The sequence below is a fragment of the Nitrincola schmidtii genome, from assembly GCF_008973715.1.
Taxonomy (GTDB): domain Bacteria; phylum Pseudomonadota; class Gammaproteobacteria; order Pseudomonadales; family Balneatricaceae; genus Nitrincola; species Nitrincola schmidtii.
The window spans coordinates 107992-130133 of the sequence record NZ_WBOL01000005.1; the positions used below are offsets into that span (position 1 = coordinate 107992).

General features: G+C 43.0%; 14 protein-coding genes and 1 tRNA gene. 5 read left to right on the plus strand and 10 right to left on the minus strand.

Annotated features, from left to right (window positions below; genetic code table 11):
* The first annotated feature begins 39 nt into the window (after positions 1-39).
* From F7R24_RS06110 to F7R24_RS06130, 5 genes are all read left to right on the plus strand, one after another.
* Complete coding sequence (locus F7R24_RS06110; RefSeq protein WP_151670361.1) at positions 40-810, plus strand: dienelactone hydrolase family protein; 771 nt, start codon at positions 40-42, stop codon at positions 808-810.
* Positions 811-1079: 269 nt separating this feature from the next.
* On the plus strand, positions 1080-6170 hold the full coding sequence (locus F7R24_RS06115; protein ID WP_151670362.1) for a PAS domain-containing protein: 5091 nt from the start codon (positions 1080-1082) through the stop codon (positions 6168-6170).
* Positions 6171-6195: 25 nt separating this feature from the next.
* Positions 6196-9303 carry a response regulator gene (locus tag F7R24_RS06120; protein WP_151670363.1) on the plus strand — a complete coding sequence of 1036 codons (3108 nt, stop codon included), beginning with the start codon at positions 6196-6198 and terminating at the stop codon, positions 9301-9303.
* A complete protein-coding gene (locus F7R24_RS06125) occupies positions 9300-12257 on the plus strand; it encodes a CheR family methyltransferase (protein ID WP_151670364.1) in 2958 nt (985 codons plus the stop codon). The genes F7R24_RS06120 and F7R24_RS06125 overlap by 4 nt, the downstream gene beginning before the upstream one ends.
* A gap of 18 nt (positions 12258-12275) precedes the next feature.
* A complete protein-coding gene (locus F7R24_RS06130; protein WP_151670365.1) occupies positions 12276-14876 on the plus strand; it encodes an EAL domain-containing protein in 2601 nt (866 codons plus the stop codon).
* Between the two features lie 9 nt (positions 14877-14885).
* Here F7R24_RS06130 and F7R24_RS06135 read toward each other — a convergent pair whose 3' ends face one another.
* The 10 genes from F7R24_RS06135 to pdxA form a co-directional block, all read right to left on the minus strand.
* Positions 14886-15437, minus strand: coding sequence for a PP2C family protein-serine/threonine phosphatase (locus tag F7R24_RS06135; RefSeq protein ID WP_151670366.1), 552 nt, complete (start codon positions 15435-15437; stop codon positions 14886-14888).
* A 68-nt stretch (positions 15438-15505) separates the two neighbouring features.
* Entirely contained in the window at positions 15506-15970 is a 465-nt protein-coding gene (locus F7R24_RS06140) for a PAS domain-containing protein (RefSeq protein ID WP_151670367.1), read from the minus strand.
* Between the two features lie 82 nt (positions 15971-16052).
* Complete coding sequence (locus F7R24_RS06145) at positions 16053-17597, minus strand: plasmid pRiA4b ORF-3 family protein (RefSeq protein WP_151670368.1); 1545 nt, start codon at positions 17595-17597, stop codon at positions 16053-16055.
* Between the two features lie 130 nt (positions 17598-17727).
* Positions 17728-17804: transfer RNA gene (locus F7R24_RS06150), tRNA-Met, on the minus strand.
* A 70-nt stretch (positions 17805-17874) separates the two neighbouring features.
* Positions 17875-18261: a PilZ domain-containing protein gene (locus F7R24_RS06155; protein ID WP_151670369.1), complete on the minus strand. Its 387-nt coding sequence runs from the start codon at positions 18259-18261 to the stop codon at positions 17875-17877.
* Positions 18258-19046 carry an OmpA/MotB family protein gene (locus F7R24_RS06160; protein WP_151670370.1) on the minus strand — a complete coding sequence of 263 codons (789 nt, stop codon included), beginning with the start codon at positions 19044-19046 and terminating at the stop codon, positions 18258-18260. Before F7R24_RS06160 ends, F7R24_RS06155 begins: the two co-directional genes overlap by 4 nt.
* Positions 19043-19852, minus strand: coding sequence for a motility protein A (locus F7R24_RS06165; RefSeq protein WP_151670371.1), 810 nt, complete (start codon positions 19850-19852; stop codon positions 19043-19045). The genes F7R24_RS06160 and F7R24_RS06165 overlap by 4 nt, the downstream gene beginning before the upstream one ends.
* A gap of 82 nt (positions 19853-19934) precedes the next feature.
* Entirely contained in the window at positions 19935-20321 is a 387-nt protein-coding gene (apaG, locus tag F7R24_RS06170) for a Co2+/Mg2+ efflux protein ApaG (protein WP_151670372.1), read from the minus strand.
* Between the two features lie 9 nt (positions 20322-20330).
* Positions 20331-21140, minus strand: coding sequence for a 16S rRNA (adenine(1518)-N(6)/adenine(1519)-N(6))-dimethyltransferase RsmA (gene rsmA, locus F7R24_RS06175; RefSeq protein ID WP_151670373.1), 810 nt, complete (start codon positions 21138-21140; stop codon positions 20331-20333).
* A complete protein-coding gene (pdxA, locus tag F7R24_RS06180; protein ID WP_151670374.1) occupies positions 21133-22140 on the minus strand; it encodes a 4-hydroxythreonine-4-phosphate dehydrogenase PdxA in 1008 nt (335 codons plus the stop codon). The genes rsmA and pdxA overlap by 8 nt, the downstream gene beginning before the upstream one ends.
* Between the last annotated feature and the right edge of the window lie 2 nt (positions 22141-22142).

A 22142-nucleotide genomic window follows, 5' to 3' on the forward strand; every position in this document is an offset into this window, starting at 1 on the left:
TTTAAATTAAAACAAAAACGCAATGGTGAGGACAAATAAATGAATCTAACCGCTAAAGCATCTAGCTTTTGTCTGGGCATAGTGATGTGTAGTGTCGTCGTTAATGCACAAGCAGAGATAGTCAGTACTCAGTATATTTATGAGATCGATGGTCAATCTTATGAAGGCTATGTGGCATATAACAGTCGTTTAGACAGCAGCAAGGGAACAGCATTAATCATACATGATTGGGATGGATTGACATCCTATGAGCGCCTAAGAGCAGATATGCTTGCAACGATGGGATATACCGCCTTTGCCATTGATCTGTTTGGTCAGGGAAAACTACCACAGTCAATCGATGAAAATCGTCAGCTGACTTCAGCGCTTTACGCAGATAGAGACGAGTTTCGGCGTCGTTTAGCGGGTTCTTTAAATCAGGTTTCATCTATACCTGGAGCTTCAGAAAGCGTTGTGGCGATGGGTTACTGTTTCGGAGGTGCGGCTGTTTTAGAGATGGCGAGAGCCGGCATGGAAACTGACGGTTTTGTGTCATTTCATGGTGGATTGAGTTTACCTGAAGGGCAAGATTACACTGCGGTAACAGCGCCTGTACTGCTGCTTCATGGTTCTGCTGATCCAGTATCTGGAATGGATGAACTGGCAGCACTGTTGAATGATTTACAAGCGAATGGTGTTGAACACTCGGCACAGATATACGGTGGTGCACTGCACTCGTTTACCGTTTACTCAAGTAGTGATTATGACTTTTCTGCAGATCAACAATCTTGGTCCGCACTTCAAGCATTTTTGAATAAACAAATGCCATGATTATCTAATTAGACAAGGTTAAGTTTAACTGACCTTAAGCAATAATCGTCATTGACTGCTCTTGATCTGAAGGGAATGCTTTTCTTTGTCATATTTGTGACAGGGTGTTTAAACTTTACCAGTTAACTTAAAAAACCATGCTTTAAATCATGATTAAAGACAAATAGTAATTTCAGAGTATGATTTTCCGATTGCAATTGGGTATCTTTGTCGTTTTGATGCTTAAATTGACTTAATAAGCCCGATTGGTGTTTTGAGATGTTTCATTAATGCTCGGATTGTCGTTACATCACATCGCTTCACCGCAAGTAGTGACTCTTGATGCTAGGCATACACTTTATGACGCATTGAAGAAGATGTCAGAAAAGGACGTGCATTCGATTATTGTCACCGATGATGCCCGCTTTAGAATTGTCACCACAAGGGCGTTGGTGACACTTCAGTTAGCAGGGGTAGGCTTTAATACGCTGTTAGCGGATGCCAGTCTACCGCAAGTAAAATGTGTTAAGTCATCCGTCGCGGTTAGTGATGCTTTGATGATGCTGGAGGGGTCTTATTCTCAGCATCTTTGCCTGATTGATGATCACTGCAACCTGCAAGGTATTATTAGTTACAGCAATATCATTAAATCATTAGACCCTGAATTATTTCATTCGGACAATGCTGTTGGTGAGATAGGTAGCCTCATTGACTTCACTGAAGTGATAGAAGGTGTCAGTCTAAAAGCTGCCATGCTAAAGATGCACATCGCTGGACATACTTCCTGTGTGGTCAGAATGCATGACCAGACACTAGGAATTATCACGCAAACGGACATGCTCAAGGCGCTTCTTAACGGTGCAGATTTGTCACTTTCGATAAACAACTTCGCATCTTTTCCTCTCGTTAGTATTCGTGAAAACTGCTCTTTCTCTGAAGCTTTGGCTAGTATTCAACAATATCAACACAAGCGCCTTGGGGTCGTTAATGAGTTCGGTAATCTAGTTGGTTTGCTGCATCAGAAAGAGTTAGTTATTTTTTTGATTGAACATTGGCGTGAGCTAGGTTTACAGGAGGAGGCACGCACTCAGTCAGCTCAAACCATCTTTGAAAATGAGCAGCGTTGGAAGGCGGTTCTTGAGGGAACTCATCAGGGAGTGTGGGATTGGAATGCACGCACGAACAAGGTGTATTTCTCACCTATTTGGAAGTCGATGCTGGGTTATCGGGACGATGAAATTGGCGACAGTTTATCGGAGTGGGAATCGCGTATTCATCCAGATGACATCGCAGAGGTTTATGCTGATTTAGAACGTCATTTCAGTGGTCAAACCTTGCTTTATGAAAATACCCATCGAGTGCGTTGCAAAGATGGCTCTTATAAATGGATATTAGATAAAGGTCAGGTTTTCACAAAAGATGATGATGGTAAACCTGTTAGGGTCATTGGTAGTCATACCGATGTCACTGAGGCTTATGAACAGAAACTAAAATTCGATCAATTAGCAGAAAATACGCCGGGTATGCTTTATCAGTTCCGTTTCTATCCCGATGGAACCAGTTGTTTTCCTTTTTCGACACAAGGCATGCTAGATGTCTATGGTTACACTCCTGAACAGGTTGTCAGTGATGCAAGTATAGTCTTTGATAGACTCCACGCTGATGATCTTGAGGCAGTCAAAAAAAGTATAGAGTATTCAGCACATCATTTGTCAGTTTGGCATCTTCAGTATCGTTATGTTCATCCTTCTAAAGGAGTGATATGGCTGGAGGGGCGTGCATCACCGACAAAAATGCAAGATGAATCGATTCTTTGGAATGGCTATATCAACGATATCACTGAGTACAAACAAGATCAGTTAATGTTGGAAGAAACTCGCAAACGTTTCGAGTTGACGATGGAGGCTACGGATACCGGTCTTTGGAGTTGGGATTTATCCAGCAATCAAGTGATCTGGTCAGATATCACCTATCAACAATTAGGTTATCAATCCAGTGAGTTAGATATGTCTCTGGCAACGTTTGAAGCCTTGATGCATCCAGATGATCTGAATAAAACCATGGGCACGGTCAAAAAAAGTATTCAACTTGGCCAAAGTTTACATGCACAATTTCGTTTACTTCATGCCGATGGTTCTTGGGTATGGATACAAAGCCGTGGAAAGGTAACGGTTTTCAATCAACGGCATCAACCTATCTATATGATGGGTACTCACACGAACATCACCCACAGTAAGTTAATTGAAACAGAGCTTGGTCTCAGTCGCGAGCGCTTAATGCTGGCGACTGAGTCTGCAGGGTTAGGGGTTTGGGAGTATGATATTGAGTCTGGCTTGCTCAGTTGGGATGATCAGATGTTTGAGCTTTATGGTGTCTTTCGATTGACCTTCAAACATCGTCTGCAAGACTGGTTGAGCTTAGTATTACCCGATCATCGTTCAGAAGTGCTAGGTCACTTTCAAGAAGCTTTAAGAGAACACTCGATACTTTCCTTTACCTTTCCTATTCGTAGATCTTTGGATAACCGCATTAGTTATTTGCATTGTCAGGCACGGGTAGTCCGGAAGGTCAACGGAGACCCTATGCGTGTTGTGGGTGTCAATCGAGATGTCACCGCCACTGAAAAAGCAGCTGAATTAGCCAGATTTATTGAAGAAAGAAACACTCGTTACCGGACTGCGCTTGATCAGATAGCGCTGACGATTGCAGCTAAAGATGAACCTTTATCGATCTTAGCATCAGCTTGTGAAAGTATGGCCAAAGCACTCAATGCTGATAGAGGGATCGTATACAAAATTGATTTAGAAGAACAAAAAATATTGGGTGTAACGGAATGGCTAAAACAAATTAATAGCAAGAAGCCGCTTAATGTATTGAGTGATTTAGATTTAGATTTAGATTTGTTGGCAAACTCTATGGCTCACATGAGAGAAACAACAGATTGGATCGTTAGTCATCAGCACACTATTCATCCATTGATTAAGCAAGATGGATTTGCCTCGTTCTTACATGAAGAGTTGGCAGTAAAGTCGCTCAGTTGGTTTCCGTTTAATTTTTCTGATGAAAGCTTCCATATACTGGTTTTTAATTGGCTAGATGAGTTTTATGAGCCAACAGCAGAAGACAAATTGTTTATGGCATCTGTCGCACAGCTCATCGAGTTGGCGTTAGTGAAAATTAAACTACTGACAGAACAGCGCTCTATCGAATATCGACTAAAACTCTTCATGCAAGAGTCTACGGTTGGCGTTTTTGTCACAGATCAGTCTGGTCATTTCACACAGGTGAATAGGGCCGGTTGTGAAATGTTGGGTTACGCTGTAGAAGAATTGCTAACACTCTCCATTAGCGATCTCTATCCATACGAATATGAATCTCACCAGAAAGAATTAAATGATGCGTTACAAAGAGATGGATCCGTTCAAACCGAAGTCCATTTGAGTCACAAACAGGGACACACTGTCCCTGTCGCTTTCAGTGGAGTGGCTATTGATCAATTCGGTGTGATGGCGTTTTGTACGGATATTTCCGAACGAATTAACCACGAACGCGCTTTAAAAGAGGCGATGTTGGAATCAGAGCAGGCCAACAGAGCCAAATCAGAATTTCTGGCAAATATGAGCCATGAAATTCGTACGCCGATGAATGGCATCATTGGACTGAGTCAATATGCACATGAAATTAATACGGTTTCAGTACTTCAGGATCGTTTGATAAAGGTCAATCAGTCAGGTCGTTTGCTGTTAGGTATCATCAACGACATCCTAGATTTCTCCAAGATTGAATCTGGCAAGTTAACGATAGATCCCCAACCTTTTGTCATTGCAAACATCGTTTCTCATTTGAAAATGGTTTTTGAAGAGTTAGCCGCTAATAAAAACATAGAACTCAAATTTAACATTGATTCGAAAGCTCTAAGAGGCTACGTGGGTGATGAGTTACGACTTCGGCAGGTTTTAACCAACTTGCTTGGCAATGCGTTGAAATTTACCCATAAAGGCAGTGTAACGCTTAGTATAAATGAACAAAAACAATTAAATAACAATGGATTGCTAAAGTTTAGCGTTCAGGATACAGGAATAGGAATCTCTGAAGAGCAGCAGCAGCGACTTTTTCAGGCGTTTAGCCAAGCAGATACAAAAATTACTAGGAATTATGGCGGCTCAGGTCTGGGTTTAGTGATTAGTCAGCGCTTACTTGAAGCGATGGGTAGTCAGGGAATTCAGGTCGTCAGTCATCCCAAACAGGGTTCTGAATTTAGCTTTTCTTTAGCATTGCAGCCCTGTAGCGATGATCAAATGGATGAATTAATTGCTCAGCAAGAAGAAAGCATTTTACCTGATCAGTTTAAGGGTAGGGTGCTGATTGTTGAAGATAATGTGATTAATCAAGAAGTGGCGAAAAATCAATTGACCCGCTTAGGGCTTGAGGTTGATTTGGCTGATGATGGTCAAGTCGCCGTTCAAATGCTCCGTGATGCTTCATACGATTTAGTATTGATGGATATACAGATGCCATTTATGGATGGATACGAAGCCACTCGATTATTACGACAACAAGGCTATGACCGACCCATAATCGCATTAACCGCCGCAGCCTTAATTGAAGATCAGCATAAGGCACTTGCTTCAGGGATGAACGATCACTTATCCAAGCCTATAGATCCGTCCACTCTCAATCAAATGCTAGCACGCTGGTTACCTCATATAACACCCGCTGACTGGATAGATCTGAATTCAGCTGATCTTCATGGATCAGAGAACACTCTGGCCGAGAAGATGATCGACCTAGACCAAGGAATGGCCTTGATGTCAGGTAACAAGCCTTTGTATTTTAAATTGCTCGGTAAGTTTGCTAGGCAATTGACTGAAGAAAGAGATCAGTTACTTTGTGAGTTGGCGCAACTCAATATTGACAGTGATTCACATCAATTTGATGCTATGCAAAAGCGCGTTCACGGTTTGAAAGGAGTCTGTGGTAATCTTGCTATTGTCTCCTTATATGATGCTTTGGTTGACCTAGATCAATCACTTAAGCGAAAGAACTTGTTTAAATCGCATGATCTTGAAAGATTGACTAGACTGATAGATGCTACGCTGACAGAGTTGCAAACCTTGTTAACTGCTGTATTGACCTCTGAGGCAGAATTAGAGCAAACGCATAATACCCTGACACCACAACTTCTGCTGGAATTGAAACAATTACAGCAGTCACTCAGTAAAAGTGAGTTTGTTGCTGAAAAACGGTTGCATGCTATGCGTGATAAGATGCCCATAGAAGTGATGACAGTTTGGCTTACTTTCATGGAAGCGATTGAACAACTTGATTACGATCAAGCATTAGTCAGGCTTGGTAAAGTGTTAAACACACTAGAGGGCTAGTATCCCTCTTTAAGAGTAGTATTTGATGTGTATTGTTACTGGGCTTGCTCGAAGAACACAGCGTTATGTGTGTTTGATTTTACTGATACTCTTCTGCCTTTTCTTCCAGATAAATCCGCTACTGGCTGACAGTTTAGATGACTTCTTTGAACGTCATAGTGTTCCCATGTTATGGATTGAGCCAGCCAGTGGCGTGATTGTCGATGCTAATCCAGCAGCAGAAGCCTTCTATGGCTATCAACCTGAAGACTTTAAACAGTTACTTATTTCAGATATCAATACGCTTAGCCCAGAGCAAATAGCTGAAGAGAGAGCTTATGCTGCATCAGAAGGGCGCAACTATTTTATTTTTAGGCATCGTTTAGCCAACGGTGAAGTGCGAACGGTAGAAGTGTATTCGCACCCTTATCAGCGTGGCGATCGTCAACTTCTGTTGTCTATGGTGCAAGACATTACACCCGGAAGAAATCTTTCCTATGGCATGTGGCACTATCAAGATCGACTCGAAGCCTTGGTTGAACAACAAACAGAAGACCTGTTACATCGCAGTCGACAAATCGTATTTCTACTGGTGTTCGGCTTAGCGATTACCTTCACGATTATTTTTGCGTTAGTGTTTGTGATGCGTAAGCGTCATAAAGCGGAAACCGATGCTAGACATTTTAAGTCTATGGCAGATAACGCACTGTTTGGCCATGTTGTCAATGACTTAAAAGGGAATGTGATCTACGTAAATGATTACTTTGCTAGGGTCCATGGTTTTAAACCTGAAGAGTTAATTGGTCAACATATATCCGTTTTTCATAACCATGAACAACGTCAAGCGGTTAACAAAGTATTTGATGAACTTGATCTCAAGGGTTATTTTCCACCCACCGAAATTTGGCACTATTCGAGAGAAGGTCATACTTTTCCGATGTTAATGAGTGGCATGGTGATGAAGGGAGAGGGAGATGATCCGGATTACATAGCCTCAGCAGCAATTGACCTCTCAGAACAATATGCAGAACAAACGCAACATGAAAAAAGTCTGTTAGAAGCTAAAGACGTTGCTGAGAAAGCCAGTAAAGCAAAATCTGAATTTTTGGCCAATATGAGCCATGAAATCCGAACCCCTTTAAACGCCGTCATCGGTTTAAGTGAGTTACAACTCAATGAGCCTATGTCAGCTGGTATGCGACAGCGTATCGAGCAAATCCATCGTTCTGGAAGCTTACTGCTAGGAATTATCAATGACCTACTCGATTTTTCCAAAATCGAAGCGGGTAGGATGACCACTGAAAATACGATATTTAAACTGGGTGATGTTCTTGAGCACTTAAACACCCTGTTTTCATTATCCTGTCGTGAAAAAGGCTTAGAACTCTATCTGTCCGTTGAACAGGGCTTGCCTGATTGGTTCGAAGGGGATGCGCTCAGATTGACACAAGTATTAACCAATCTGATGGGGAATGCGGTTAAGTTTACCCATCAGGGTAGAGTGGAACTTAAGGTTGAAACGGACCACTCTTCAGACACCCTCTATTCAATCAGGTTTTCTGTGTTAGATACGGGGGTAGGTATCAATGAAGAGCATCAATGTCTGTTATTCCAAGCGTTCAATCAGGCAGATACCTCTATTACTCGTCAATATGGTGGTACAGGTTTAGGTTTGGTTATTAGCCAACGGCTTGTTCAATTGATGGGTAGCGATGGCATTCAGCTAGAAAGCCAAGAGAGTCAAGGTAGCTGTTTCCAATTTGTCCTGCCGTTGAAGTTAGCCGAACAACCGTTCATTCCAAAGGATGAGATGCGTGTATCCGATTTTCAGAACACACGCTTTTGTGGTCAACGTATCTTAGTCGTGGAAGATAATCTGATTAATCAACACATCGCCAAGTCCTTACTTGAAAAGATGGGTTTACAGGTCGCCATTGCTGAAGATGGTTTTGAAGGCGTTGAAAAAGTTAAAACAGAAAGCTTTGATTTAGTGTTGATGGATATTCAAATGCCTATTATGAATGGCTATCTTGCCACTCAGCATATACGAGAATTCAATCAAGAAATTCCCATTATTGCCCTGACGGCAGCGGCTTTAGTGGAGGATCGTGAGAAAGCCTTGGCGTCTGGTATGAATGATCATTTAGGAAAACCCTTTACGGCTGAACAGCTGTTTGACTCCTTAACGCCATGGTTAGCCACTGAAAAAATAGAAGCAGAAACAGATTCAGCCTCACCTTCTAAATCCGATAAGCGCTCCATTCTGATCGTTGACGACATCGCTACCAATATTCAGTTACTGGCAAATTTACTGTCTGATGACTATACAATCCAAATCGCTAATAGTGCTGCCAAAGCACTTCAAGTGGCTCGAGGTAATCACCCACCTGATTTGATTCTTCTCGACATTGTGATGCCCGATATGGATGGTTACGAGGTTTGCCGTCAATTAAAAAATGACAAAGCAACTCGACGTATTCCGATCATCTTTATTAGCGCGCTAGACGAAGTGAAGGACGAAATGCGTGGGCTCGACTTAGGTGCAGTCGACTTTATTACCAAACCTTTTCATCCTGATGTGGTGAAAGCCAGAGTTCGGAATCACATGACGCTAAAAGTGAATACCGATCTACTTGAAAGTCTGTCTCATATCGATGGATTAACACAGATTGCTAATAGACGTCAGTTTGACTTCATCCTTGAGAATGAGTTTAAGCATGCTAAGCGAGCACGAAGCTCTTTAGGGCTCATCATGTTGGATATTGATTACTTTAAACCCTTCAATGATCACTATGGTCATGGCAAGGGAGATGATTGCTTAGTTAAAGTGGCCGCAGCCTTACAAAAAACCATCAATCGACCCAAGGATCTACTGGCACGTTACGGAGGAGAAGAGTTTGCTGTCATTTTGCCAGATACAGACCTTGAATCCACTCGATACATTGCTGAAAAAATGCGTCTAGCCGTTGAAAGCTTGATGATAAAACACGAGTTTTCAGATATCGCCAGCGTCATCACGATTAGCCTGGGCGGTGTTGCCTGTATTCCTAATGGAGATTCACCTGAGAAAATATTGCAAGTTGCAGATAAAGCACTATATCAAGCCAAGGAAAAAGGGCGTAACCGAGTTGAAACCATTGAAGGTACCACATGACTGAGCAAGAAACGAAACTGAGCGTAAATGAAAATGCTTTTGATGGTTACATCGTTGCTGTTGGAGCATCTGCAGGAGGGCTGGAGGCTTTAGAGAGTTTCTTTCGTCATTGTCCAGAGGATGTGGGAGCTGCCTTTGTGGTGATTCAGCATTTATCACCTGATCATAAAAGCATTATGAAGGATCTGTTAGCACGCCACACTAAGATGGAAATTGCCGTGGTTGAGCAAGGTATGCGCTTAAAAGCCAACTGTATTTTTTTGATTCCTCCGGGCATGGTCATGACGCTAAAAATGGATAGGTTTCATCTAAGTGCCAAAAGTCCACATGTATTAACCTTGCCGATAGACATCTTTTTCAACTCCATGTCGCAAAGTTATGAAAATCGATGCGTTGCGGTGATTTTATCTGGTACAGGTTCAGATGGCTCTAGAGGCGCATTAGCCGTTAATGCCGCTGGTGGTTTTGTTGCCGCACAAGACCCGCTAGAGGCAAAGTTTGATGGAATGCCTAAAAGTGCTCTTGCAACGGATGTAGTAGATGCGGTTTTAAAAGTTGATGCGCTGCCTAAGCGTATTGTTGATCATATCGATAACCCAACCTTGCATAAAGTTGATACCACTTCAGATAAAGTCTCTATCCCAACCGATGATAATGATGCGATGGAAGGCATCATGGACTTACTATTACAGTCGGGTGGTATTAACTTTAGGGACTATAAAGTTGCCACATTCTTGCGACGAGTAGAAAGACGTGTTCAAGTTAGACAGATCAACTCGATCAGTGACTACTATGTGTTACTGCAAGAAGATCAGGCTGAATTAAATACCTTAAGACGCGAGCTATTGATCTGTGTCACCAGTTTTTTCAGAGATCCAGAAGCTTTCGAGGTTTTAGCCACCAGTGTGATACCTGATTTGGTTGCCAGAACTGAGCCCAACTCAATTATTAGAGTCTGGTCTGCAGCGACTTCAACGGGTGAGGAAGCTTATTCTTTGGCGATGCTTTTTATTGAGGAATTTGAACGTGCTCGACGTTGGCCTCAACTAAAAATCTTTGCTACCGATGTCAATCAACAGGTGATAGAAATTGCAGCGGCAGGCCAATACACACAAGCTGTCGCGGCTGAACTCTCAGGTCAGCGCCTAGAGCGTTTCTTTAATCAAACAGGCAACAACTTTACAGTCAAACCTGAATTGCGTCAGTGCATCGTCTTTGCAAAGCATAACTTACTCACCGATCCTCCATTCACCAAAATGGATTTGGTTGTCTGTCGTAATGCCTTGATCTACTTTAAGCCAGAAGCTCAGCTTCGTGCGATGCATCGACTACAATATGCTACTCGCCCTGGTGGAGTCCTATTTCTAGGTTCCAGTGAGTCTATTGGTGGTATTGCCAAGGGTTTTGAAGATATCAATCCAAAGTTAAAGCTGTTTCGACGAAATGATAAAACGTTACCTTTTGTCATCGATGGAACTAGCCAAGCCTTATTACATAGATCCTCAAGTCTCCAAAGCGCTAAAGGTCAAGTGCCTGCTATCACTTCTGGTATGAGCCGAGAGTTGTCGGTGTTAGATCAGTCCACGGCTGTTTTATTAGATCTTTATGCCCCCCCGTCGATCTTGGTGAATGATAATCATCAAGCAGTCCATTTTTTTGGTGACGTGCAGCCCTATTTCCGTGTGCGCTCAGGTGCAGTCTCTACCCAAATCTCTCGTATCTTGCCAGAGTCCCTTGTTCCAGTAGCCCAAGCATTACTTTTTAAAGCTGCCAAGGATTGGATAATGCTGCAATCTGACTATGTTAGCTTATCTAATGATTATGAAGGTCCTTATCAGCAAGTTCGGCTCACTGTAAAGCCAGTGATGATGGATGCAAACGAGAGGCTTTTGTTACTGTGCTTTGAAAGCCCAGCCTCTCATCATGAAACTTCGAAAAGTCCTTTTAGCTCGATTGATGTCAACTCTGAAACCACCGCTCGTATTGAAGCACTTCATACTGAACTTGCTGCGACTCGTGAAAGTTTGCAAGCGACGATTGAAGAGCTTGAAACTTCTAACGAAGAGTTACAGGCGACCAATGAAGAGTTGATGGCATCCAATGAAGAATTGCAAAGCTCGAATGAAGAACTGCAATCCGTCAATGAAGAGTTGAATACGGTCAATGCAGAATTCCAAGAAAAAGTAATGCTGCTCAATCGTCTAAACGTTGACTTGGACACGATGGCAAAAGCGGTGGGTGTGGCTACGGTATTTGTTGATGAAAAATTAAACTTAACTCGTTTTAGTCCTGCAGCAGTCTCGATCTTTAAACTTAGAGAGGGAGATATCGGTAGACCCCTAGATGAAATAACACATCGACTGAAGCATTCTGACATTATGGAAGATTTTGCTCGAACCTTAGCGACAGAGCAAACACTTGAAAAAGAAGTGCTCTCTGATGAAGGTAAAGCCTTTTTGATGCGCATTATTTTTTACAAGGTACCCTCCAGTTCAGCGAAAGGTGCAGTCGCGACATTTGTCGATATTACTGCTTTTCAGGATGCAGAACGGTTGCAATCAATCATCGACGCATTACCAGAGCATATCGCTGTGTTAGAGCAAGACGGTACTATCGCTATGGTTAATGCATCTTGGAACCGCTTTGCTAAAGCTAATGGTGATCCTAAGTTACTGACAACAGGTCCGGGTACTAACTACTTAGAGGCTTGTAGAACTTCGTTATCTGATGGTAAAGACAAGACAGTTAATCGTGCCTACCAAGGCGTTAAAGGGGTGTTAGAAGGTTCCTTACCCATTTTTCAAATGGTCTACCCCTGTCATGCACCTGATGAAAAACGCTGGTTTATTATGAATATTGGCTTGATAAAGGGTAACCATGAATTTGGTGCGGTGGTCAGTCACAATAATATTACTGAGTGGCATGAAGAAAACAGTTCAGATACTCTGGACTGATTGGAAAATGAGTAGTCTATGTCAAAAGAGTTAGAAGATCTAAAGAAAAGGGCTGAGAAAGCACTTGCTGACTATGATGGTCATGATGCGTCGTTATATAAAAATGATGCTGTCGACCTTATGGATGCAGCGAATGCGCCACGCGTGCTGGAAGAACTGCGGGTATATCAAGCTGAGTTGGAAATACAAAACCAGCAGTTGCGCGACTCGGAGTATTTAGCCAATCGAGAACAGCAACGTTATCTAACACTGTTTGACACTATGCCAATTGGTGCTTTGGTCGTTGATCGATCAGCTATCATACTTGAAGCCAACCTCTATGCAGCTGAACTGCTGAACTTTACCGGTCCTAAAAGATTACTGAAGCATTCCCTGTTTAGACTATTTGACGCCAATTCATCTTCATGGCTAGCAGATCAAATCAATCAGCTTTGTAAGCAATCTGTTACGACCGTTAATCATAAACTTCGTTTAAAGCAAGTTACTGATTACGTATCGGTGGACTGCTCGATTGCACGACTTCCCGCCAGTTATGGATTAGATAATCACTTCTTGCTGATGTTGCGTGATTTACGTGCGGAAGATGAACTGGACCAATACCATCGTTTAGTGCAAACACTCTTAGATAATAGTGAGTCATTAATCTATGTTTTTGATGAGCACGCAAAGTGTCTGTTAGCCAATAAGAAGACAGCTCAATTACTCGGAACCGATGTGGATCGACTGATAGGCCGATCACGGAATGATTTTGTTGATACAGCGGATTCGATACGGCACTCGAAAAATGACGAAGAAGTGCTTAATAGCGGTAAAAGCTTAGTCATAGAAGAAGAGTTTATCGATGAGCATGGTTGGAACTATAAGTTTCTAAGTCATAAATTCCCGTTACCTGATAGTAACGGTCGTTTGTATGCTGTGGCTGGTATTACTACTGATATCACTAACCTAAAGCAGATAGAATCACGCTTAAATTTGGCTATGCAGGTTTTTAGTCGAGGTAGTGAAGGCATTTTAATTGCTGACAAACATGCTCGTATTACCTATGTTAATCAGGCATTTGAAAAAATTACCGGTTACAAACAGCATGAGGTGATTGGCCAAAATCCGCATATTTTGTCATCGGGTCGCCACGGTGCTGCTTTTTGGGAAACCTTTTGGACGTCCATTAACAACACAGGTCAATGGATGGGTGAGATTTGGAATCGACGACGAGATGGTGAAGTCTATCCACAGTGGATTTCGGTCAGTCGTGTTGATACCGAGGTTGGATCAGATCCGCAGTTCATTGGTGTATTTAGAGATATTACCCTGCAAAAACAAAATGAAGAAACCATAGAGCGCTTAGCCTTTTATGACGAACTAACAGGTTGTGCAAATCGATATCTGCTACGAGATCGAGTCCGTCAAAAAATTGTTGAAATGCAGAGAGCCGACAAAACCTTTGCCTTAGTATTTATCGATTTAGATCATTTCAAAGATGTCAATGATGTCTATGGCCACGCAGTGGGTGATAAGTTACTGCAAAGAGTAGCATCTAGATTGTCCGATCATATTCGCGAAACCGATACCCTAAGTCGCATCGGTGGTGATGAGTTTGTTATTCTGATTAGTGATGTTAATCAAGAGGTTCTCGATCAAAAAGCCAAGCTCCTGATTGAACTGGTTGTATCTCCTTATACGATTAATCACACCGAGTTAAACATATCAGCTTCCATCGGTATTGCACGTTTTCCGGATCATGGTGATGATTATGATACCTTGTTAAAGCATGCCGATATTGCCATGTATGCTGCCAAAGAAGCAGGTCGAAACACCTTCATGTATTTCGAGTCACAAATGTTAGAGGATGCCTCAACGCGAGTGACTTTCGATACTGCAATGCGTCAGTCTCTGCAGCAAGGGCACTTCAGCCTTGTGTATCAGCCGCAGTATAACCTTGAGAGTCAAAAGATCGTTGCTGTTGAGGCCTTATTGCGTTGGTCTCACCCTGAGCTTGGCAATATACCACCGGATATTTTTATTCCAATTGCAGAACAATCCGATTTAATCAATGAGCTGGGATCATGGGTGCTTGATGAAGCCCTAGGTGCTTTGGCTGATTGGCATCGCCAAGGTTGGACTGAGCTGAGAATGGCTGTCAATGTTTCCGCTAGGCAGTTCTGGCGTGCGGGATTTGTTAATATGGTCACAGAGGCACTTGATAAGTCAAATGTTCCTCCCCATCTGTTAGAACTTGAGCTCACCGAGCGTTTGGCCATGCAGGATACTGATAAGCTGGCATCCATTATGAGTAGTCTGCATGAAAAAGGCGTGCGCTTGTCGATCGACGACTTTGGCACTGGTTACTCATCGTTGATGTATCTCAAAAAACTTCCCTTCCATGTGTTAAAAATTGATAGGTCTTTCGTGCTGGGTTTACCATCGAAAAGTGATGATGCTGTCATCTGTAAAACCATCTTGGCTATGTCAGCAGCGCTTGGATTTGAAACCGTTGCGGAAGGGATTGAAAATAAGCAGCAAGAGGAGTTTTTAAAAGCCAATGGCTGCATGATGGGGCAGGGGTATTTGTTTTCTAGGCCGGTATCTTTGAGTGAGATAACCCACTTGCTTCGTCGATAGGTATCTGTTTTAGCAATGCCTATCAACAGTGATTTTTACCAACTCATCAACTGGACATACATTGCTCTTCCATTGACTGATGAATTCTTGAAAGTGCGTTGATTCAACAAAGCTCACGCGATTAGCGTTTCGAATATCTAAAAATCCATCACTCATAAGTAATAAACGACTATTTTGTGTACAGTTTACGTGAAGCTGTTCGGCTTCAAAATCATATTTATCAAGAATACCGAGCGGTAACCCAGATAGCTTTAGTTGGCTTAAATCATTATTTTGAAGAAGATGGCAAGCAGGCATACCGCCAGACCAAAGCGTGAGGTTGCGCTTGTCCTCACTGACGTCAACAATAGTGGTCGCCATAAAACGATCATCAGGAAGAAGTTTACATAATCGTTTATTTAACTCTGTCAGCAACTTAACTTGATCACAGCCCAGTTCTGTAAGCGTGTAAAATAAGTCACTGACCGGAAGTGCAACGATTGCAGCAGCAAGCCCGTGGCCAGTGAAGTCTCCCAGCAATATACGCATACCGCCATTAGGTAATTTTGCGCTTAGAACCATGTCGCCACTAAAAGTGGATGCAGAAAGACTAGCCGTGCGTATTTCCGGTATTTGCTGACATCTAGAGGTCAGATACCCTGATTATCGATACAAAAAACACCCTCAGCTAAGCTTTCGAGCAACCGTTGGTTGAAGTTTTCGAGTTCAACTTGATGAGTGATATCTCGCTGAACTGATACAAAGTTAACGATTTCTCCTTTCTCATTCATCAGCGGACTGATACTCCAGCGAACAACATAGGGTTGACCATTTTTTCGATAGTTAATGGTCGATCCTTCGAAACGTTGTCCTGACGCTAGCGTTTCACGCAACTCGTCTAAGAGAGATCTATTGGTCATCTCTCCTTGAAGAATTCTGGGGGTTTTACCGATTAACTCTTCGCGTGAGTAACCGGTTTTCCGACAAAAAGCATCATTGACATAAATGATTTGAGGACCCGGTAAGTCTAGTTCCGCAGTGGTTATTAGAATGGAATCGTAAGTTTGTTCTACAGCTAATTCAAACAGGCTCATTGGGAAACGTTTATCGATCATGTAGGCAAACTATCACTTAAGGGTTGGATTGGATAGAAATGCAAAACATTTCAAGGCCACTAACAAGGTTCTCGAATGCCTTTTAAATTTTCCAACCCAGATAACCCTTACCCAGCTGACTCAAGCGAATACTATATTCACTTTTGCTTGATTGAGGGTTATGTATTTTACTGTAGTCAATCAATCCACACAGTCCGAGTAACGTTAACCAACGGTGCGACATGGTGTGAATCAACACCATTTCCGCTGAGGTATAAAGCAGTTCTTCTTCTGGAATATCGTCAATAAGTGCTGGAAATATGGTCAGTAGAGACTCAGCAGCAATATCACTAGGTATTTCTAAATCATTGTCACGTAATAGAAATAGCGTCATCCAGCTAGTTGCTCTAATCATCCCTAGTTCAGGAAAGCTATCGACGTACGCCCAATTAAACTCTGTGAATAAGGCTTTAACCAGTTCATGGAAAGCCAGTTCCCATTGTTCTGATTCTAAAATCTTACGGCCTTTGGCGGTAAGAAGTAGGGTTCCTTTCTGAACTCGACAGAGTCCAGAGATGGTCGCCAGTATTCTGGTAATGTGGACTGGGTATACATCTTCCTCGGAGCGGATATTTTTATTCCAGTCAGATTGGCCATAAGATAAACAAGAGGGTATTGCAAATATCATTTGCCGAGTGACTTTTAAGGGTAAATTTTCCCTTGACGTCAGTTTTATTCCTTTTTGCTGAGCCGCTTCTGCCAATACCCTAAAAATTGCCAACATAGGAGAATTTTTAAGGGTCGCAGCGCTTGGGTCAAAGGTAATAACCTCTGGCGCATCAAATGGATGATATAGGAGTTGATGCAGCTGATCGGGTGATATGGGTAGTTCACCGGAAGCGGATAGGTCATCTTCAAGCATATCCATTAAAAACTGATCGATGATCGCTTGCTGTTGAACGTTGTCTTTTTTAGAGATGGTCGAGATGAGTGCATCCACTTCGCTTTGATTGCTATGAAAGTTATCATAGATTTCATCATGAATGAGCAAAGGGCTATAAGTCAGCATCATCTGCAAGCGAGTGTTGGTCGCTGCTAAATTGAAATAGCTTGGATCAAAATGGTCAAATCCAATCCAGTCTCTCATCTCTTCAAAATCTGGGTGTGATCGATCTTCTAATACCGTAATTAGGTTTTTATAACCCTCTATACCGCCAACATCCTCTGGAGGGCAGGCATTTTCGCCGTTTAAACACAGAATATCAGCGCTCTGCTGTCCTATCAGTGGCAACATTTTTTCTAGCGTAATGCGATGACTCCATGCATCACCTAAATCATAATCGTAGCTAAGATATTTAGATTTGCCGTGAAGAACATCACTGAGTGGCACATCGGTTTCGTCAAACCAGCTATCCATGCCATCTTCTAAAGCTTCTGGATCACTAAAACAGCACTTTTCCTGTGTCTGAAACACATGGTAATGACAGTTTTGCCATCCCATGGTGACCTGAATAATTAAATGGAGTTGGTCTAATGATAAATTGCTAGGAACTAAAAGCTTACGCCAGACAGAGGGAGAGGATTCTTCCAGTTCAATATGAATTTGATAAAGCTGGCGAGAGAGAAATGTTGCTTGGATTTTTTTCATAGGGCGACGATTTCAACTAATTGGAGCTGGTGGGTTTAAGTGCTTTTTTTATAAGTTTTAATCTCGAGTGGATTTTAATACCCAATGAAAAAAGGCAGATCAGTAGTTAACTGATCTGCCTTCTAAAATTTGGTAGCGGGGACAGGATTTGAACCTATGACCTTCGGGTTATGAGCCCGACGAGCTACCAGACTGCTCCACCCCGCATCAACGTGTGGCGTATATTATAGATGAGTATAGGGCTTGTCAAGGAAATGTTACGCATCTGCAAAAGAGTTTACTTGTCGTGCTCATCATGTGCCTCTCGAGCACGCAGGATTGCATTTTTTTGGCATTCAAGAATGAAGCGCGATAGTAAACGCTCATCTAGAGAAGTCATCTGTTGCAGTTCTCCAGCATAGGTGCCCGTTTTCGTTCGGATCAGCTGGAGTTTGCAGAAAATAGAGTAGTCTCGTTCGCTTAGGGTAAAGTTAAGTTGTGCATCATAACTACCAGAACTGAGTTCATCTTCCGTTATAAAGGCAACACCATTTGCGGAAAGATCTTCAAGATCAACTAGATGTCCGTTGACTCTAAGGCTAACAGGATCATCTTGAACGGGCGTCATGCGAAAGGCTCTTCGGCCTTTTTCTTTCACGCCTGGTAAACTAACTAGGGGCTTCATCGTGGTAGCTCCATTCGTTCAAGAACAAACTCTATGCGCCGATTGGCGGTGCGATTTTCTTCTGAGGTGTTAGGTAACAGTGGTATGGAGTCACCATAACCACTGGCAACGACTCGTTGAGGGGTTAGCCCGCCTTCAATTAAAAAGCGTAATACGGCCGTTGCACGGAGGGCTGATAACTCCCAATTAGACGGGAAACGGTCGGTATCAACGGGTGTGTCATCAGTATGGCCTTGTACTTCAAGCTTAAATCCCGGGTTTTCTAGAACTACTTCGAGGATGCTATCTAAAAGTGGCATCATAGAGCGTCGAATTGCCACAGACCCTGGGTCAAACATTACTGCAGCATTCACTTTGAGCGTTAACCTACCATCTAGCGGCGTGCCAATCTCAACCCAGCTGCCCATGTCTGATTCAGCCAACGAGCCTTCAAGATCTTGAATGATCTCTTCTAACTCAAGGTTTATTGAGTCTACTAACGCTTGTTGAAAGCGCATTTGATCGGCTAGTTCAGCGTCTCGGTTAATGATGACCGATTCATTAGGGTCTGGAATACGAGTGGTTTCTGCTGCAGGCTCCAGCAGTGGAATTAAGCTTGATGGCGCGCTATCACGAGATAAGGCTATATTTAGGGAGCGAGCAGCTTCTTCAAAGGCTTCATTTTCTACACTAGACATCGAAAACAGCAACACAAAGAAAACCAACAACAGCGTCATTAGATCTGCAAAGGTAGTGATCCAGCCGGGTCCATCGTTTTCTTCCAGCAGCTGAGTTTTCCGACTCATGCTTTTTTACCCTTTGCATCTGCTCCTTCTGCTTTAGCCTGCTTTCCTCCCATTCTTAAAGGTTTACGAGATGCTTCGGGCAAGTAGGATGAGAGTTGTTCATACACATGCGCATAATGGTCGTTGGTTAAAATGCTAATACAGCCTTCACGGACAATCTCTAGGTTAGTGACTTCTGATAGGGTTCTGGCGCGAAGTTTTCCTGCAATTGGTAAAAAGACGACGGTGGCGAGGAGGGATCCGTAAAAGGTTGTCAAAAGAGCTATTGCCATCGCAGGGCCTATGGTTTCAGGATCTTTTAACGCGCTCAGCATTTGGATTAGGCCGATCAGTGTTCCTAGCATGCCGAAGGCAGGAGCATACATCGCCATTTTTTTAAATACATCTTGTACTGTAAAGTGACGAGCGATTAAAGAATCAATTTCATTTTGAATGGTATTACGAATCACTTGTTCAGACGCAGCCTCTGCCAGTAAGTTAGCAGCGCGCTGAAGGACGCGTGAGTTAGTTTCGATATCGCCTAGCATTAACAATCCGTGGCGGTGACTGATTCGGCTTAGCTCCAGCATGGTATCAATCATCTCTTGGGCATTGGTTCTGTCTTGAGTAAAGACAATCCAGGCCGCTCTGAATGCATTGAGAACATCTCGGAACTGAACTGTTAACAAGGTTGCTGCTATGGTGCCACCGAATACAATCATTAATCCGGGAATATTCACAAACACATCTGGATTGCCACCCAAAAAGATAGCAATAATGATCAGGGCGAAGCCAGAAATGATACCTAGCAGTGATGCGAAATCCATGGCATTACTCTGTAAATAAAAAGAATTATGCACCGAGTATAACAATACTCGGTGAATTTGCGTAAGGGGTAAACAGAGAGGTTTAGTGAAGCGAGTTGGGAAGAGCGAGTGTGAATGCTGGAATAGGGGCGATAAACTCGCCAAGAGCCTCGCTCACCATGGCGTAGTGACCTTGCATACTTCCCACTTCGGTTGGTAGAACTGTGCCACTGGTGTAGCTGTAGCTTTGGCCTGGTTGAATAACAGGTTGTTCACCTACCACGCCTTCACCATTCACTTCTTGGGTTTGTTCGTTGCCATCGGTGATCAACCAGCGTCTACTAATAAGTTGCACTGGGAAGGCATTATGGTTGGTGATGGTGATGTGATAAGAAAATACATAACGGTGAGCTTCAGGATCTGATTGCTCTGTTAAGTAGGCGGTGTCGATGGATATCTGAATGTTTTTATCCAGTGAGGGTGTATTCATAAATGCACGTTATTCCTTTTCTGCTTGAGTCAGGTGATCACTGATACGTATGAAAGCCTGCAAGTCTAATCGTTCAGGTCTTTCGCCAGGATTAATATCAAGTGCCTCAAGCGATTCAGCACTGATTAGCTCTTTTAAGTTGTTACGCAGTGTTTTACGACGTTGATTGAATGCCGTGCGCACTACGTTTTGTAATTGATTCACCTCTAATGCTTCGTAAGGAAGCGTTTCATAGGGTGTCAGACGCACTATCGCTGAATCGACTTTCGGGATAGGGTCAAAGGCTTCGGGTGGAACTAGGAAGAGGTTATCAACACGGCAGTAATACTGTGCCATGATACTGAGTCGACCATAGTTTTTCTCCCCAGGGCCTGCTGCAAGACGCTCTACGACCTCTTTTTGTAACATAAAATGCATATCAGCGATATGTTGATGATGACTCAGTAGATGGAAGATCAATTGAGTCGAGATGTTATAGGGCAAATTTCCGACGACACGCAGTCGTTTTTGATCAGTACACAAAGTCGTGTAATCGAACTTCATCGCATCCGCTTCATGGATGCGAAACTGATCACCATAACGAAAAAACTTAGTGCGAAGAATAGGCACTAGATCACGGTCCAGTTCTATCGCATCGAGATGACCTGCATTGGCTAGCAGTTCTTCAGTCAAAGCGCCCAGTCCCGGACCTATTTCTACCAGTGCATCTTCAGCTTTTGGACTTATGGAGCGTATGATGCGTTGAATGACACTTTGGTCTTGAAGAAAATTCTGACCAAAGCGTTTACGGGCCTTGTGGGCCACGGGTTTTTTACTCATGTGATTCCAATTGTTTATGTTGTGCGTTCGCCATTTCGACAGCGACTTGAATAGCAGTCATTAAGCTTCCTGGATCCGCTTTTCCGGTACCTGCCAAATCAAACGCAGTACCATGATCGACAGAGGTTCGAATAATAGGAAGCCCTAAGGTGATATTTACGGCCTTACCGAACCCTTTGTATTTAAGCACAGGTAAGCCTTGATCGTGATACATGGCTAAAACGGCATCGGCTTGACTGAGTAACTTTTCATTAAATAAAGTATCTGCAGGAAGAGGGCCGTTAATGAGTTCTCCTCGTGCTCGAAACTCATCGAGAACGGGGGTAATGATATTGATCTCTTCCATGCCTAAATGGCCACTTTCACCCGCATGTGGGTTAAGACCTGCTACCAATACTCTAGGTTGTTTGATACCAAATTTTTGCCGTAAATCAGTTAGCAGTATTTCTAACACTTCATGTAATAGCGGCGCTGAAATAGCATCTGCAACATCACGCAAGGGTAAATGGGTGGTGGCGAGTGCAACCCGTAAACCATCCGTTGCCAGCATCATCACGACTTTAGAAACACCTGTCATCAGTTCAAGAAACTCGGTATGCCCAGTGAAAGCAATACCTGCATCATTGATAACACCTTTATGAACTGGGGCCGTAATCAAACCGTCTAAAATGCCATCTTGGCAGAGTTGAGTCGCACTCGTCAGCGTATCCAATACGTACTGTGCATTTCGTGTATCGGCTTGACCGACGGTAACCTGTGCTCCCAGATGATGAGGATGAATTAATAATTCACCGGGTGAGCATAGATGTGAATCTTCAGGGCCTTCCCACAGCTTAAGCTTTAGCGGTAAGCCCAGCAGTGCAGCACGAGACTGCATTAGTTTCGGGTCTGCAAAGATGATTAACTGATGGGGCCAAATTTGCTGAGCCAGCATAACGCAAAGATCTGGCCCTATGCCTGCTGGCTCACCGGGTGTCACTGCAAAACGTAATATTGACACGC